The organism is Sphingopyxis sp. (assembly GCF_034380315.1).
Classification (GTDB): Bacteria; Pseudomonadota; Alphaproteobacteria; order Sphingomonadales; family Sphingomonadaceae; genus Sphingopyxis.
In genome coordinates this window covers 42,892-57,493 of the sequence record NZ_JAXMPB010000005.1, presented here as the reverse complement: position 1 = coordinate 57,493, position 14,602 = coordinate 42,892, and the positions used below count along the sequence as shown (strand labels likewise).

Below are 14,602 nucleotides of genomic sequence, written 5' to 3'. Positions count from 1 at the left end.
GACGAACATGTCAACCGACGCCGACAATTCCGGCGTCGACCAGGCGGGCAATGTCGCCCGAGGAAAGCGACAGCCGTTCCGTCAGCACTTCTTCCGAATGCTGGCCGTTGCGCGGTGCGGGTCGCGGCGCCCGGCGCTCCTGCTGGGGCAGCGTGGCAAAGGCTCCGGCGGCGGGATAGACAAGGCCGCTGGGATTCTCCGCCGCGCCGAAAATCGGGTTGTCCGCCACCATCGCGGGATCGTTCGCGGCGTCGAACATGGTGCGATAGGGCGAATGAACGATGCCCCCGGCGTCAAGGACGGCGGCAAGGTCGGCATGGTCGCGGGCCGCGATCGCGCGCTCGAACAGCGGATAGAGCGCATCGCGGTGGGTAAAACGCATCCCGTCGTCGGTGGCAAAGGACACGCTGCGTGCGGCCTCGACGGCTGCGATGTCCGCGCCCAGGTCCAGCGCGGCGACCAGATTGGCCCATTGGCGCGGCGTGACCACGACGATCATCGTCCGCTGTCCGTCGCGGGTCGTGAAATCGCGTCCGAACAGGCCATAGACGGCATTGCCCAGGCGGGGCCGATTCCCTCCGGCCGCCAGCACTTCGGCGATCCCGCCCAGATTGGCGACGGTGCCGATGGCGACATCGGACAGCGGGATGCGTATTTCTCCGCCCACGCCGGTCGCGCGGCGCCGCTCGATCGCCGCGAGCAGGGCAAAGGCGGCATAGGCGCCGGTCAGCAGGTCCCAGGCCGGCAGGACATGATTGACCGGTTCGGGCCCCGGACCGGTCAGCATCGGATAGCCGACGGCATTGTTGACCGTATAGTCGAGCGCGGGCGAGCCATCGGCCCAACCCATGACGCGGACGGTGACAAGGTCGGCGTACCCTTCGGCAAGCCGGTCATGCGCCAGAAAGCCGCTTGCCGGAAAATTGGTCACAAATTGTCCGGTCGCGCGCACCAGTTGCTGCAGCAGTTCACGCCCCTCGGGACGGCCAAGGTCGAGCGCGACCGATTTCTTCGCGCGATTGAGATTTTCCCAATAAAGCGAGTCATGGGCTTCGGTCACCGGCCAGCGGCGAAAATCCGGGCCGCCGCCGATCTGGTCCACCCGGATAACCTCTGCTCCCATCTGCGCCAGATACAGCCCTGCGGTGGGCGAGGCGACGAAGGAGGAGGCCTCGATCACGCTCAGCGAGGGAAGGAGGTCGTACATCCCCGCGGCTCAGATCGGATCATAGCCGAAGACATCGCCCGACCGTTCGTCGGCGCGCGCGAAGCTGGGGCGAAAGGCGGGTAACAGTTCGTCGGCGATGCTTTGTGCGCTCCACCCGTCGCCCTTGTGCATCGACCGGATCGGGCGCGGCTTCGAAAACAGGAAAATCTCGTTCTTGCGCACCCCGAAAATCTGGTTCGTCACCTCGGATGCGGCATCGCTGGCCAGAAAGGCGACCAGCGGGGCGATCTTGTCGGCGCTCATCGTCTTCATGCGTTCGACCCGCGCCTCCTCCTCGGGGGTCGTTGCGGGAATGCTCGCGGTCATGCGGCTCCATGCAAAGGGGGCGATGCAGTTCGATCGCACCCCGGCGCGCGCCATGTCGAGCGCGATCGATTGCGACAGGCCGACGATACCCAGTTTGGCCGCCGAATAATTGGCCTGCCCGAAATTGCCGATCAGGCCGCTGGTGGAGGTGAAGTGGATGAAGCTGCCCGACTGCTGATCGCGGAAATAGGGGGTTGCGGCTTTCGATACGTTGAAACAGCCGTTCAGATGGACGTCGACGACGGCATTCCAGTCCTCATGGCTCATCTTGTGCCAGATGCGGTCGCGCAGGATGCCGGCATTGTTCACCACCGCGTCGATCCGGCCGAAATGCGCCACCGCATCCTCGACGATGCTCGCGGCTCCCTTCGGGTCGGCGACGCTCGCGCCATTGACGACCGCCCGGCCGCCCGCGGCCCGAATATCATTCACCGTTTCCTCGGCGGGCGACAGATCGGCGCCTTCGCCTTCGCCCGACGTGCCCAGGTCGTTGACAACCACCGCCGCGCCCTCGCGGGCGCACAGCAGGGCGATTTCGCGCCCCACGCCGCGCCCTGCGCCCGTCACCGCGACCACCTTGCCCGCCAGCATCGCCATAAGCTGCCTCTCCTGTTTTCTTGATCGGACGCGCTAACGACTATGGTTGCAAAGGGCAACCTATCCTTCGGGGCCGGCCGGTTCGGGGTCGATAGAGACGTCGGGCGTTGGTCATGTGTGGCCCGGGCGATGGGGGCTAACGGGCTTCGGCCAGCAGCGCCTTCGCTTCGGCACCCTGCCAGTCGATGGCGCCGATCACCCGCCACAATTCCCGGCCCTTCGAATCATAATAGATGCTGGTCGGCAGCGCGCTGTTATAGGCGTCGAGCAGGGCGTTCTCGGGGTCGAGATAGGGTTGCAGCGCCTTCAGCCCGGCTTTCTGGAACCAGGGATCGACCACTGCGGCTCCCTGAATGTCCTGCGCGACCGCGATCACCGTCATCGCTTCGCCGCGCGTTGCGGCCAGCGCGTCGAGGGTCGGCATCTCGGCGACGCACGGCGCGCACCAGGTCGCCCACAGATTGACAAGCAGCGGCTTGCCCCGAAAGGCCGCGAGCGTCACCGGCGCGTCGTCGGGGCCGCGAAAGGTGGCGGCGGGCGCGTCCCGTCCCTTGAAACGGCGTTCGACCTGATGGGTGAAGGCACCGATACCGGCCTTGTTGCCTGCCTTGTCGCCTGACCCGCTGCCAGCTTGTCGCGCCGAAATATTTGCTTCGTCCCCTGCCGCTTGCTCCCCGGCGGGCTTTTCCCTATCGCAGCCCGCGATCGATGCCCCCGCCATCATCAGGGCGAGGGTGGGTACCATGATTTTCGGGACACGGTGGATGACGCAATCTCCGGACAGCAACAGCATGTGGGGCGGCCGCTTCGGTGGCGGCCCGGCGGCGATCATGCAAGAGATTAATGCCTCGATCCCCGTCGACAAGCGGCTGTGGGAAGAGGATATCGCCGCCAGCCGCGCCCATGCCGCGATGCTGGGGGCACAGGGGATCATCGCCGCCGCCGACGCCGCGACGATCGACCGCGGCCTCGCCCAGATCGCGTCGGAATTTGCCGAAAACGGCGTTCCCGTCGACCTCGCGCTCGAGGATATTCACATGACGGTGGAAGCGCGGCTGAAGGAACTGGTCGGCGAACCCGCCGGGCGCCTTCACACCGCGCGCTCGCGCAACGACCAGGTCGCGACCGATTTCCGCCTGTGGACGCGCACCGCCTGCGAACGCATCGACGCCGGGCTCGCGGCGATGCAGTCGGCGCTGCTCGGCCGCGCCGACGAACATGCAGGCAGCATCATGCCCGGCTTCACCCATTTGCAGGTGGCGCAGCCGGTGACGCTCGGCCACCATCTGCTCGCCTATGTCGAAATGTTCGCGCGCGACCGCGGCCGTTTTGCCGACGCGCGCCGCCGCCTCAACGAATCGCCGCTCGGCGCCGCCGCGCTGGCGGGCACCGGCTTTGCGGTCGATCGCCACGCGACCGCTGCGGCACTGGGCTTTGAACGGCCGATGGCGAACAGCATCGACGCGGTGTCCGACCGCGACTTCGCGCTCGAATTCTGCGCTGCGGCGTCGATCGCCGCGATTCACCTCTCGCGCCTCGCCGAAGAGGTGGTGATCTGGGCCAGCCAGCCCTTCGGCTTTGTCAGCCTGCCCGACGCCTGGTCGACGGGCAGTTCGATCATGCCGCAAAAGCGCAATCCCGACGCCGCCGAACTGGTGCGCGGGCGCGCGGGAATGCTGCTCGGCGCCTTTCAGCGGCTCGCGGTGATCGTAAAAGGACTGCCGCTTACCTATTCCAAGGATCTGCAGGACGACAAGGAAACCGTCTTTGGCGCCTTCGATGCGCTCGCGCTGTCGCTCGCCGCGATGACCGGGATGATCGAAACCCTGTCCTTCCGCACCGACCGGATGCGCGCGCTCGCCGCATCGGGCTATTCGACCGCGACCGACCTTGCCGACTGGCTGGTGCGCGAGGCGGGCGTTCCGTTTCGCGAGGCGCATCATATCGTCGGCGCCTGTGTGAAGCGTGCGGAGGAATTGGGCGTCGAACTGTCGGCGCTGCCCGCTGCCGATGCGGCCGCGATCCATGCCGCCGTCACTCCGGCTGCGCTCGCCGCGCTGACGGTCGAGGCATCGGTCGCCAGTCGCGCAAGCTATGGCGGGACCGCGCCCGAACGGGTAAGGCAGGCCATCGCCGCGGCGCGCGCCGCGATTTAAAGGAACAGGATGATGCGCCCCCATCGCCCGATCATGACCGCCCTTTTGGGCAGTGCGCTGCTCGCGGCGCTCGCGGCATGCGGCGCCAAGGCCGATCTCAAGCCGCCGGCGAACCAGCCGGCCCCGTCTATCCCGGTTGGCGCCAGTCGCGCCCCGACTACCGAGGAGCTTACGACGCCTGACGCGCAGGCCCGGCCTGCGCGCAGCGACGAACTTCTCAAACGATCCGAAAAACGCGAACCCGACGATTTCGATTTGCCCCCGCCGGGCTGAAATTTACTGCCTTCCGTTTGATCCGACCCGTGCCGAACGAAGCCGAAACGCCATCGACTTCGCCGCGCGCGCGCGAAGGGATCCTGCGTCTCGTCCGATGAAAAGGGGGGGCGGGCAAACGGAGGTCATCCAGACCAAGGATTTGTTTCAATGGATCATTTTGAGTATCGCGACGGCATTCTCCACGCCGAAAACATTCCGCTCTCGCGTATCGCCGAAGAAGTCGGCACCCCCGTCTATGTCTATTCGCGCGCCACGCTCGAACGTCATGCGGAGGTGTTCCGCGACGGGCTGAAGGACATACCGAGGAAGCACATCGCCTTTGCGATCAAGTGCAACCCCAATCTCGGCGTCCTGCGGGTGCTCGCGCGCATGGGTTATGGCGCCGACGTCGTTTCGGGCGGAGAGCTGGAACGCGCGCTGGCGGCCGGCATGGCGGCCGAGGACATCGTTTTTTCCGGCGTCGGCAAGACGCGCGCCGAACTCGTTCTCGGGCTCGACCGCGGTATCGGACAGTTCAATATCGAACATGAACCCGAAGGCGTGGCGCTCGCGGAAATCGCGCTGGCAAAGGAAATGACCGCGCGCGCCGTGCTGCGCGTCAATCCCGACGTCGATGCGGGCACTCATGCGAAGATTTCGACCGGCAAGGCGGAAAACAAGTTCGGCGTCGGCATCGACGTCGCGCCCGAGATTTTCGGCCGACTGGCCGCGCTCCCGGGCCTCCAGATGCGCGGGGTGGCGCTCCATATCGGCAGCCAGCTCACCAGTCTTGAGCCGCTCGAGGCGGCGTTCGAACGTGTCGGAAAGCTCGTCGCCGACCTGCGCGCTGCCGGGCACAGCATCACCCATGTCGATCTGGGTGGCGGACTGGGCGTTCCCTACAGCGCGGCGGACAATCCCCCGACGCCCGCCGAATATGGTGCGATGGTCGCGCGCGTGACAAAGGATTGGGACGTCACGCTGATGTTCGAACCCGGCCGCGCCATTGCGGGCAATACCGGCCTGCTGCTCACCGAGGTTCTGTGGGTCAAGCCCGGTGCGACCAACCCCTTCGTGATCGTCGATGCTGCGATGAACGATCTCGCGCGTCCGGCGCTCTATGACGCCTATCATGATTTTGTCGCGGTCAAGCCGACGGGCGAACGCATGACCGCCGCGATTGTCGGTCCGGTGTGCGAAACCGGCGACACGTTCGCGCGCGACCGCGACATCGACATGGTCGAAGCGGGCGACCTTGCGGTGTTCCGCACCGCTGGCGCCTATGGCGCGACGATGGCCTCGACCTACAACAGCCGCGCCTTGGTGCCGGAGGTGCTGGTCGATGGCGATCGTTACACGATCGTGGCCGACCGCATCTCCGCGAGCACCATCATGGCCGCAGAGCGCGTCCCGGAATGGCTCGATTGATCGGTCCCGTCCTGGCAACGAACGAAGCGCAGCAATCCGGAGATGTGGGTCAACCACGCCTGATCGCTTCGCTTCGTTCGCAATCATGATTTCTCCGATCGCCAGCTTGCGATAAACAGGCGCCATGCAACAGCTTCCCATCTTTCTGAATCTGGCGGGCCGCACGGTCGTGCTGGTGGGAGAGGGGGAAGCGGCCGACGCGAAGGCGCGGCTGATCGAACGCGCGGGCGGGCGTACCGTCCCGGCGTGGGAGGCGGGGGCAAGCCTCGCCTTCGTCGCGCTTGAAGATGGGGCCGCTGCGCGCGCCGCCGCCGAAGCGCTGCGCGCGCGCGGGCTGCTCGTCAACGTCGTCGATCGCCCCGATCTGTGCGATTTCACGACCCCGGCAATCGTCGATCGCGCGCCCGTCACCATCGCCATCGGCACCGGTGGCGCCTCGGCAGGGCTGGCAAAGGCGGTGCGCCAGCGGATAGAGGCTCTGTTGCCGTCGCGGCTCGGTGCGCTGGCCCTGGCGCTCCATGCCGCGCGCGCGGCGATGAAGGCGCGCTGGCCCGCCGCCGCCGACCGCCGCCGCGCGATCGACGCCGCGCTCGCCCCCGGCGGCGCGCTCGACCCGCTCGACGGGGGGGCGGTGGAACGGCTCGGCCTGTGGCTGGCGGACGCCGCCGATGTCGCGCCGTCGCGGCTGGAGGGGATCGCGCTTGCCAGCGCCGACCCCGACGATCTGACGCTGCGCGCCGCGCGGCTGTTGGGGGAGGCCGACCATATCTTTCATCCACCCGAAGTGCCGGCTGCGATCCTGAACCGCGCCCGCGCCGATGCGGTGCGCCATATCGCCGCCGCGCCGCCCGCCGATCCGCCGCCCGGCCTGTCGCTGTGGCTCGCGCCTGCGCCGCCGCCGCCGCGCGCTACGACAGGTGCCCCAACGCCTTCTTCTCGGCCATCGCCCTCGCCGCAACCGTCATCTTCTGGCTCTGATCAGTGAGTCCTGAGCCTGGCTTCGCGGGGCCTTCGCGGAGGAGGTCGCGCGGCTCGCAAAATTGCTCGCGGCCTGACCCGCCGCGCCGCCGCGCGAAAAATCCTTTCCTACATTATCCCGCCATGCCAGCCTCCCGCCGCTGGCTCTTTGACTCGTCGAAATCCGCTGCCTCGCCGCTTGCGCAAAACATCGCGCGTGCGTGCGATCTTCGCGACCTTGGCACTGCTTCAAACGTCAAGGATGGCGTCACAGGGCCGACCCTTCCTGAACTTTGGATGGTCGTCGTGCGCGGCCATCGGCGTCCGCAGCACCGCCGCATCGACCCAAGTGCTTGTTTTTCGGTGGGGAGCGGTGACAAGTTTGACAACTTATCGTCCGCTGCCGGTGATCGGCGCCACTCCCTGCTGACAGCGCGCATTTCCCCTGCTAACGGCGCGCCATGACGACTCCTCTGTCCCGCATCCGCAATTTTTCGATCATCGCGCATATCGACCATGGCAAGTCGACGCTCGCCGACCGGTTGATCCAGTTCACCGGCGGCCTTACCGAGCGCGAAATGTCGGCCCAGGTCCTCGATAATATGGACATCGAGAAAGAGCGCGGGATCACCATCAAGGCGCAGACCGTGCGTCTGTCCTACACCGCCAAGGACGGCGAAACCTATCAGCTCAACCTGATGGACACCCCCGGCCACGTCGATTTCGCCTATGAAGTGTCGCGCAGCCTGGCGGCGTGCGAGGGCGCGCTGCTCGTCGTCGATGCGGCGCAAGGGGTCGAGGCGCAGACGCTCGCCAACGTCTATCAGTCGATCGAGCATGACCATGAAATCGTGCCGGTGATCAACAAGATCGATCTGCCCGCCGCCGACGTCGACAAGGTGAAGGCGGAGATAGAGGATATCATCGGCCTGCCCGCCGACGATGCGGTGCTGGCGTCGGCCAAGTCGGGGATCGGGATCGAGGAAGCGCTCGAGGCGATCGTCCAGCGCATCCCGGCGCCAAAGGGCGATCCTGCCGCGCCGCTCGTCGCGATGCTCGTCGACAGCTGGTACGACCCCTATCTCGGCGTCGTCATCTTGGTTCGCGTGATCGATGGTGTCCTGAAAAAAGGACAGCAGATCAAATTCATGCAGGCGGGCACCACCCATTTGATCGACCGCGTGGGATGTTTCACGCCCAAGCGGCAGGATCTTACCGAAATCGGCCCGGGCGAAATCGGCTTCATCACCGCGCAGATCAAGGATGTCGCGCAGGCGCGCGTCGGCGACACCGTCACCGACGCCAAGAAACCCGCCACGGCGCCGCTCGCGGGGTTCAAGGAAGTTCAGCCGGTCGTCTTCTGCGGCCTCTTCCCCACCGACGCCAATGATTTTGAAAAGCTGCGCGAAAGCATCCAGAAGCTGCGGCTCAATGACGCGAGCTTCAGTTTCGAGATGGAAAGTTCGGCCGCGCTCGGCTTCGGCTTCCGTTGCGGCTTCCTGGGGCTCCTCCATCTGGAGATCATTCAGGAGCGGCTGACGCGCGAATATGACCTCGACCTCATCACCACCGCGCCCAGCGTCGTTTACAAGCTGAAGCTTGGGCATACGAAGAATGAGGCGGCCAAGGAGATCGAGCTCCACAACCCCGCCGACATGCCCGACCCCAACCGCATCGACGAGATTGAGGAACCGTGGATCGAAGCGGTGATCTATGTCCCCGACGATTATCTGGGGCCGATCCTGAAACTGTGCCAGGACCGCCGCGGCATCCAGAAAAACCTCACCTATGTCGGCGGGCGTGCCCAGATCACCTATGAACTGCCGCTCAACGAAGTGGTGTTCGATTTTTATGACCGGCTGAAAAGCATCAGCCGCGGCTATGCTTCGTTCGACTATCACCAGATCGGCCACCGCGCGGGCGACCTGGTGAAGATGAGCATCCTCGTCAACAATGAACCGGTCGATGCGCTGTCGATGATCGTCCACCGCGGTTCGGCCGAAAGCCGCGGCCGCGGCATGTGCGAGCGGCTGAAGGACCTTATCCCGCGCCACATGTTCAAGATCCCGATCCAGGCGGCGATCGGCGGCAAGGTGATCGCGCGCGAAACGATCGCTGCGCTGCGCAAGGACGTGACCGCCAAATGTTACGGCGGCGACGCGACCCGCAAGAAAAAGCTGCTCGAAAAGCAGAAAGAGGGCAAAAAGCGGATGCGCGAATATGGCAATGTCAATATTCCGCAGGAAGCCTTCATCGCCGCGCTGCGGATGGGCGACGATTCCTGACGATGCCTCGCGCGTCCGGCGCGATGGCTAAGGCGCCGGGTCGGCGAGGATCGCCCCTGCCTTGACCCGGATCGCGGGGCGGCGCAGCGCGGTCAGGTCGTCGATCGGATTGGCGTCATAGGCGATCAGGCTCGCTTCATGCCCCTCGGCAAAGGTGCCGATGGCACGCCCGGGAAAGATGGTCGCAGGGGTGTCGTCGGTGGCAAGGCGCAGCAGTTGGGCGCGCGGCATCAGCTTGAGGGCGTCGAGATACAGAATCTCGTCGACGGCCGTACCCATCACCATGTCGCTGCCGATGACCAACTGCACACCCGCCGAATGCAGACGCCACAGGTTTTCGGCCTGCATTGCCTGAATCGGCGCCTTGTGCTCGGGGCGCGGGCCAAAGTCATAGGCGGCGACCGCGGTGGTCGTGATCACCTTGGTTCCCTGCCGCCGCGCCGCGGCGATTGCGGCATCCGACAGGCGGTAAGCGTCGATCTTCATCCCCGGCGCGATGCGATATCCGGGCAGATGGGCAATGAGGTCGGCGCCCGCCGCAACCGCAGCGGCAAAGTCGGCCGCGCTGTCGGCATGGGCCGCGACGCGAATGCCTGCGGCCTTGGCGCGTTCGACGATCGGCCGCGCCAGCTCGGCCGGCAGGCCCAGAAAGCCGAACATTTTCGGGTCGGCGGCGTCGCGTTGCCGGTTCTCCGAATTGACGAGGATGATCTTGATGATCGCGGGTTTGCGCGCCGCAATGTCCGGCCAGCGTCGATCGAGTTCGGCAAGGCTGTCGATCGGGTCGTAACCCGCGCGTGCGGCGTTGATGTCGGGTTCCAGTCCCATCTCACGATCGGATGCGAGGGCGATGCCCAGCGGGTGCCCGTCGGATGAGGATATGCAGGCGTCGGTATGGACGACGTCGATCGTGCCTGGATGGTTGAACAGCGCGGCGAAACCGTTCCGGCTGTCGGGTGTCGAGCACATCTGAAGCGAATAAAACACGCCCATGCGCAGATTTTTGATCGCCGATATCGCTCCGAAATGGGGGTTCTGCATGTCGTGATTGTGCGCGTCGGCTAGTGGGGGCAGCAGGAACCGGCCATTCAGATCGATCCGCACGTCGATCCGCTCGGGGCGGGTGGAGGTCAGCCGACCTTCGACGGCATACCATTGAGCTGGAACGAAATTCTGCCCGTCGAACCAGCGACCGCCCTCGAAAGCGATGCTCGGCCCGGTCGGTGCGCTTTCGGGTGTATGCAGCGCCGCGGCCGGAACAGCGGCGGCCGCCAGCAATAGGGGAAATAGGGCGGTCAGGCGGCGCATCGTGATACTCCTCGAAAGGGATGCCTCCCCTAGGGGCGCCATGCTTGGCTTGCAACCATGGTGGAAACCCTATGATACGTCCGGAAAACAATCACTTGCTACTGCCATGTGATGTTGTTACGGTGCTCGCCGTTCCAATATGAACTCGAAGACTGGAGGGCGGAAATGACAATGCTGATCGCACCGCGCCCCTTCGGTTGGTTTCCGGACCATAGGTGTTCTCGTCCCAGGTTCTGAAACCTCCTCGGATTTGGTGATCTGACGCCAAATTTTCCTTGATCGATTTCGTTTTTGGAGACGGCGCTTCGGCGCCGGACAATTTATGACATTTGCAACCGAAGCAGACCGCGCGGGTCCGACCCGTCGCGTCCTTTCTTTTACCTTTCGCCATTGGGCCGGACAGCGCACCCGGGCGCTGATGATCGCGCTTCTCATTACCGCCGCGACGATAGCCGAGATTTTCGTGCCGCTGTTTGCCGGTCGCCTCATCGACGCCCTGTCGGCAGGAGCCCGCGACAGTGCACTCTCATTCTTTGCCGCCATGGCTGTTCTGGGCCTGGTGATGCTGGTGCTGCGGCACGTCGCCTGGTCCGGTGTCGTGCCTTTCACCTTGCGCATCATGAGCGATGCGACGCAACGCACCTTCCACCGCGTCCAGCGTTTCTCGACCGACTGGCATGCCAACAGCTTTGCAGGTTCGACGGTCCGCAAGATCACGCGCGGCATGTGGGCCTTCGATACGTTGAACGATGTGCTGCTGCTTCAACTTCTGCCGTCGATGGTCGTGCTGGTCGGAACAATGTTGCTGCTGGGCTGGCATTGGCCGGTGCTGGGCGCCGTCATGGGCGTCGGTGCGGCGCTCTATGTTTCGGTTTTGCTGCTGCTTTCGACGCGCTGGGCATCGCCGGCTGCGGCCCTGTCGAACGCCTGGGACACCAAATTGGGCGGATTGTTGTCCGATGCCATCGGCTCGAATGCGGTCGTCAAGGCCTTCGCCGCCGAAGATCGCGAGGAAGAACACGTCCGCTGGACGATCGCCAAATGGGCACGGCGCACGCGGCGCACCTGGATGCGATACACCAGGTCGGGCACCATTCAGAATCTGGTGCTTTGGATCATGCGCAGCGCCATTATCGGTGTTGCCGTGTGGCTTTGGTGGCGTGGCGATGCGACGCCCGGCGATGTGACCTATGTTCTTGCCAGCTATTTTGTCGTGCATGGCTATCTCGTCGACATCGGCTTTCACGTTCACAATCTCCAGCGTTCGGTGAACGAGATGGAGGAGTTGGTTGACCTGCACGGCCAATCACTCGGGATAGAGGATCGTGCCGGCGCATCGCCGATCCGCATAACGACTGGCGAGGTGCGTTTCGATGACGTGACCTTTTGCTATGCCGGGCATGACAAGCCGCTTTACGAACATCTCGACGTCCACATCCGGGGTGGCGAAAGGGTCGGACTGGTTGGCCATTCGGGGTCGGGAAAGACCAGCTTCGTCAAGCTGGTCCAGCGCCTGTATGATGTCAGCGACGGTCGCGTAATGATCGATGGTCAGAATGTGGCTGACGCAACGCAGCAATCGCTGCGCCAGCAAATCGCGATCGTTCAGCAGGAACCGATCCTGTTTCATCGCAGTCTGGCCGACAACATCGCCTATGCTCGCCCCGACGCCTGCCGCGCCGAGGTGGAGGCCGCCGCACGTCTCGCCAACGCGCATGACTTCATCGCGAAACTGCCGCGTGGATATGCCACGCCGGTCGGGGAACGCGGGGTCAAGCTATCGGGCGGCGAGCGCCAGCGCGTCGCGCTCGCGCGCGCCTTTCTGGCAGATGCGCCGATCCTGATCCTCGATGAAGCGACGTCGAGCCTCGATTCGGAAAGCGAAGCCTTGATCCAGCAGGCGATGGAACGACTGATGAAGGGGCGGACCGCGATCATCATCGCCCATCGTCTTTCGACGGTCCGGACGCTCGACCGCATATTGGTATTCCACGAAGGACGTATTGCCGAGGATGGCGATCACGCCCATCTTCTTGCCATCGAGGGTGGACGATATCGGCGCCTGTTCGATCGCCAGTCCGGCAATATGCTGGAAGAGGAGGGGCTGCCGACGCCGCTCGGCGCATAACATGCGGCGCCGGTTGCGGTCGCTTCGTCCTTTGGCGGCGTGGCGGCTGCAACCTGTGCGCCGGTCCGGCGTATAGGCCGGTGTTATGCGAACAAGAGAGAATGAAGGCACGGGCAGGCGATCGCCGCTGCCGCGTCAGTCGCGATTGTCACCGCCCTGCGCGCGCGATAGTCTGTCCGCTGGTTTCGCAGATACGGGGATGGCGATGGCAAATTCCTCCTCACGGTCCATCGACGATATGGCGATTCACAGCCGGTTGAACGATGGGACGGCGGTGTTGCTGCGAACGATCCGGCCCGAAGATGAAGATTTGCTGCGCGAGGCGATTGCCAAACTGTCCGATGAATCGCGCTATTTGCGCTTCTTTTCGCCCGCCCCCGTCATTCCCGACGCGGTGATCGAGCGGCTGGCCGATGTCGACGGTCATGATCATATCGCCTGGGGTGCGCTTTGCAGCGAATGCGAAGGCCAACCCGCGATCGGAGCGGTTCGAGCCGTGCGGCACAAACGAAAAAGTGACAGCGAAGGCCGCCTTCCTGACGGGCGGGTCGGTGAATATTCGGTTGCGGTGATCGATGCCTATCATGGGCAGGGATTGGCCCGGATGCTGACCGCGGCACTGCTCGTCGATTGCCTGGCCGAAGGGATCACCGAACTTGACGTGCACATATTGTCGGAAAATCATGCGGCGGCCGGCCTGATACGCGCCATGGGTGGACGCCGCGAGGAGGAGTCGCACGGGGTTGCGGATTATCGGCTCGACGTGGCGGCGGGACTCGAGGCGCTTCGTAAGGATGATGGCGCGCCGGGGGTGCGGGACGTCCTGCGACAACTGGGCGCGGCCTGACCCTCACGCTATCGGCGATATATTTTCGCCTTCTCGGATGGTCGGTTCGTGCGCCGGAACATTCTGGGACAGATTGGCGTGATCCATGGGTGATCAGCAATCGGATACCATTGTCCGAAGCGCTAGGCCCTCCCGCCGTCAGGGGTCGCTTCTGCCGGCGGGAGGGTGAGGTCGTGGCGCCCGGTGGAGTGGGCGTTGCGCTCTCGAGTTCTCATTAGCCGCGGGATCGTGACGCGCCGGTGACGTGGATCACTCCGGCGCACAAATATCCTTCGGAGGAAAAAAAAAGGCGCCAGAGCGATGCTCCGGCGCCTTCGATGCTCCGCCCGAGGGCGAATGACTTATTTCTTCTGGGTGTCGCCGATGCCGGTTTCCGACGGAGCGATTTCGCCATTGTCGTCCATGGCATTCGCCTTTTCCTCGCCCATTTCCTCAACCTTGTCGGCCTTGTCTTCCATGGCTTCCTTGGCGGGGCCTTCGGGCATTGCGTCGGCCTGGGTGTCAATGGCTTCTGCCTGGGCTTCGGCCTGATCCTCGACTTTGTCGGCTTCAGGGCTCTGGCACGCACCAAGAGCGAGGGCCGAGGTGGCTGCGAGGGTGATAAACATCTTGCGCATTATAACAGTCTCCCTTGTTACAGCATGCCCAACGCAGGGTGAACGCCAACGGTTGCAACAAATTTGACAAACGGCAGAAAAGCGACGGTATTTCTGCAGTTTCGGTGAACAGTTATTGGCGTTCACGCAAAAAAGAGGGCGCCAGAAGCGCCCTCTTTGCGTCATCTTGTCTGCCGTCCGTGCGGTCAGAAGCGCTGCTGGCGCTCGTAAAGGTCGCGATAATGCTGGATACGTGTCACGCGCAGCCCAGGCATGCCGCTCCGATCGATCGATCGTTGCCAGCCAGCAAACTCTTCGAGCGTCAGCCCATAGCGTTCGCACGCTTCGTCGACGGTCAGAAGACCGCCGTTGACCGCCGCGACGACTTCCGCCTTGCGGCGCACGACCCAACGGGTCGTGTTGGGCGGTGGCAGCGTGTCCAGGGTCAGCGGTTCGCCGAGCGGGCCGATGACCTGAGCGGGCCGGATTTTCTGGTTCTCGATCATGCTCA

At 64.5% G+C, this 14,602-nt stretch carries 12 protein-coding genes and 1 pseudogene; 7 read left to right on the top strand and 6 right to left on the bottom strand.

Annotated elements, in window-relative coordinates; all coding sequences use genetic code 11:
- Window positions 1–10 precede the first annotated feature (10 nt).
- The 3 genes from U0S50_RS10680 to U0S50_RS10670 all read right to left on the bottom strand — a co-directional run bounded on the left by U0S50_RS10680 (window position 11) and on the right by U0S50_RS10670 (window position 2,924).
- Entirely contained in the window at window positions 11–1,207 is a 1,197-nt protein-coding gene (locus U0S50_RS10680) for a CoA transferase (RefSeq protein WP_322308769.1), read from the bottom strand.
- 9 nt (window positions 1,208–1,216) lie between these two features.
- Complete coding sequence (locus U0S50_RS10675; RefSeq protein ID WP_322308992.1) at window positions 1,217–2,125, bottom strand: SDR family NAD(P)-dependent oxidoreductase; 909 nt, start codon at window positions 2,123–2,125, stop codon at window positions 1,217–1,219.
- Window positions 2,126–2,267: 142 nt separating this feature from the next.
- A complete protein-coding gene (locus tag U0S50_RS10670; protein ID WP_322308768.1) occupies window positions 2,268–2,924 on the bottom strand; it encodes a TlpA disulfide reductase family protein in 657 nt (218 codons plus the stop codon).
- On the opposite strand from U0S50_RS10670, the gene argH reads away from it, so the two are divergent.
- From argH to lepA, 5 genes and pseudogenes are all read left to right on the top strand, one after another.
- On the top strand, window positions 2,923–4,287 hold the full coding sequence (gene argH / locus U0S50_RS10665) for an argininosuccinate lyase (RefSeq protein WP_322308991.1): 1,365 nt from the start codon (window positions 2,923–2,925) through the stop codon (window positions 4,285–4,287). The two genes, U0S50_RS10670 and argH, sit on opposite strands and share 2 nt — an antisense overlap.
- Window positions 4,288–4,296: 9 nt before the next feature.
- Entirely contained in the window at window positions 4,297–4,560 is a 264-nt protein-coding gene (locus tag U0S50_RS10660) for a hypothetical protein (RefSeq protein ID WP_416194980.1), read from the top strand.
- A 150-nt stretch (window positions 4,561–4,710) separates the two neighbouring features.
- The gene (lysA, locus tag U0S50_RS10655; protein WP_322308767.1) at window positions 4,711–5,970 is read left to right on the top strand and encodes a diaminopimelate decarboxylase; all 1,260 of its coding nucleotides are present in this window, start codon (window positions 4,711–4,713) and stop codon (window positions 5,968–5,970) included.
- 124 nt (window positions 5,971–6,094) lie between these two features.
- Window positions 6,095–6,853 (top strand): annotated as a pseudogene (locus U0S50_RS10650) (NAD(P)-dependent oxidoreductase); the annotation flags it as partial.
- 535 nt (window positions 6,854–7,388) lie between these two features.
- Window positions 7,389–9,212, top strand: a complete 1,824-nt coding sequence (lepA, locus tag U0S50_RS10645) for a translation elongation factor 4 (RefSeq protein ID WP_322308766.1) — start codon at window positions 7,389–7,391, stop codon at window positions 9,210–9,212.
- Window positions 9,213–9,239: 27 nt separating this feature from the next.
- Here lepA and U0S50_RS10640 read toward each other — a convergent pair whose 3' ends face one another.
- Window positions 9,240–10,520, bottom strand: coding sequence for an amidohydrolase family protein (locus U0S50_RS10640; RefSeq protein ID WP_322308765.1), 1,281 nt, complete (start codon window positions 10,518–10,520; stop codon window positions 9,240–9,242).
- Window positions 10,521–10,938: 418 nt separating this feature from the next.
- Between U0S50_RS10640 and U0S50_RS10635 the strand changes: the two genes are divergently transcribed.
- Together U0S50_RS10635 and U0S50_RS10630 are read left to right on the top strand one after the other, a co-directional pair.
- Window positions 10,939–12,648 carry an ABC transporter ATP-binding protein gene (locus U0S50_RS10635; RefSeq protein ID WP_322308764.1) on the top strand — a complete coding sequence of 570 codons (1,710 nt, stop codon included), beginning with the start codon at window positions 10,939–10,941 and terminating at the stop codon, window positions 12,646–12,648.
- Between the two features lie 205 nt (window positions 12,649–12,853).
- Window positions 12,854–13,495 (top strand): GNAT family N-acetyltransferase, encoded by a 642-nt coding sequence (locus U0S50_RS10630; RefSeq protein WP_322308763.1) that lies wholly within the window; start codon window positions 12,854–12,856, stop codon window positions 13,493–13,495.
- 341 nt (window positions 13,496–13,836) lie between these two features.
- Here U0S50_RS10630 and U0S50_RS10625 read toward each other — a convergent pair whose 3' ends face one another.
- Window positions 13,837–14,112, bottom strand: a complete 276-nt coding sequence (locus U0S50_RS10625) for a hypothetical protein (RefSeq protein WP_322308762.1) — start codon at window positions 14,110–14,112, stop codon at window positions 13,837–13,839.
- A 185-nt stretch (window positions 14,113–14,297) separates the two neighbouring features.
- Complete coding sequence (locus U0S50_RS10620; protein WP_322308761.1) at window positions 14,298–14,597, bottom strand: DUF1153 domain-containing protein; 300 nt, start codon at window positions 14,595–14,597, stop codon at window positions 14,298–14,300.
- Window positions 14,598–14,602 lie beyond the last annotated feature (5 nt).

Coding starts and splice junctions, on each gene's coding strand:
- U0S50_RS10680 (WP_322308769.1), bottom strand. CDS start 1,207: ATGTACGACCTCCTTCCCTCGCTGAGCGTGATCGAGGCCTCCTCCTTC.
- U0S50_RS10675 (WP_322308992.1), bottom strand. CDS start 2,125: ATGCTGGCGGGCAAGGTGGTCGCGGTGACGGGCGCAGGGCGCGGCGTG.
- argH (WP_322308991.1), top strand. CDS start 2,923: ATGTGGGGCGGCCGCTTCGGTGGCGGCCCGGCGGCGATCATGCAAGAG.
- U0S50_RS10670 (WP_322308768.1), bottom strand. CDS start 2,924: ATGCTGTTGCTGTCCGGAGATTGCGTCATCCACCGTGTCCCGAAAATC.
- U0S50_RS10660 (WP_416194980.1), top strand. CDS start 4,297: ATGATGCGCCCCCATCGCCCGATCATGACCGCCCTTTTGGGCAGTGCG.
- lysA (WP_322308767.1), top strand. CDS start 4,711: ATGGATCATTTTGAGTATCGCGACGGCATTCTCCACGCCGAAAACATT.
- lepA (WP_322308766.1), top strand. CDS start 7,389: ATGACGACTCCTCTGTCCCGCATCCGCAATTTTTCGATCATCGCGCAT.
- U0S50_RS10640 (WP_322308765.1), bottom strand. CDS start 10,520: ATGCGCCGCCTGACCGCCCTATTTCCCCTATTGCTGGCGGCCGCCGCT.
- U0S50_RS10635 (WP_322308764.1), top strand. CDS start 10,939: ATGATCGCGCTTCTCATTACCGCCGCGACGATAGCCGAGATTTTCGTG.
- U0S50_RS10630 (WP_322308763.1), top strand. CDS start 12,854: ATGGCAAATTCCTCCTCACGGTCCATCGACGATATGGCGATTCACAGC.
- U0S50_RS10625 (WP_322308762.1), bottom strand. CDS start 14,112: ATGCGCAAGATGTTTATCACCCTCGCAGCCACCTCGGCCCTCGCTCTT.
- U0S50_RS10620 (WP_322308761.1), bottom strand. CDS start 14,597: ATGATCGAGAACCAGAAAATCCGGCCCGCTCAGGTCATCGGCCCGCTC.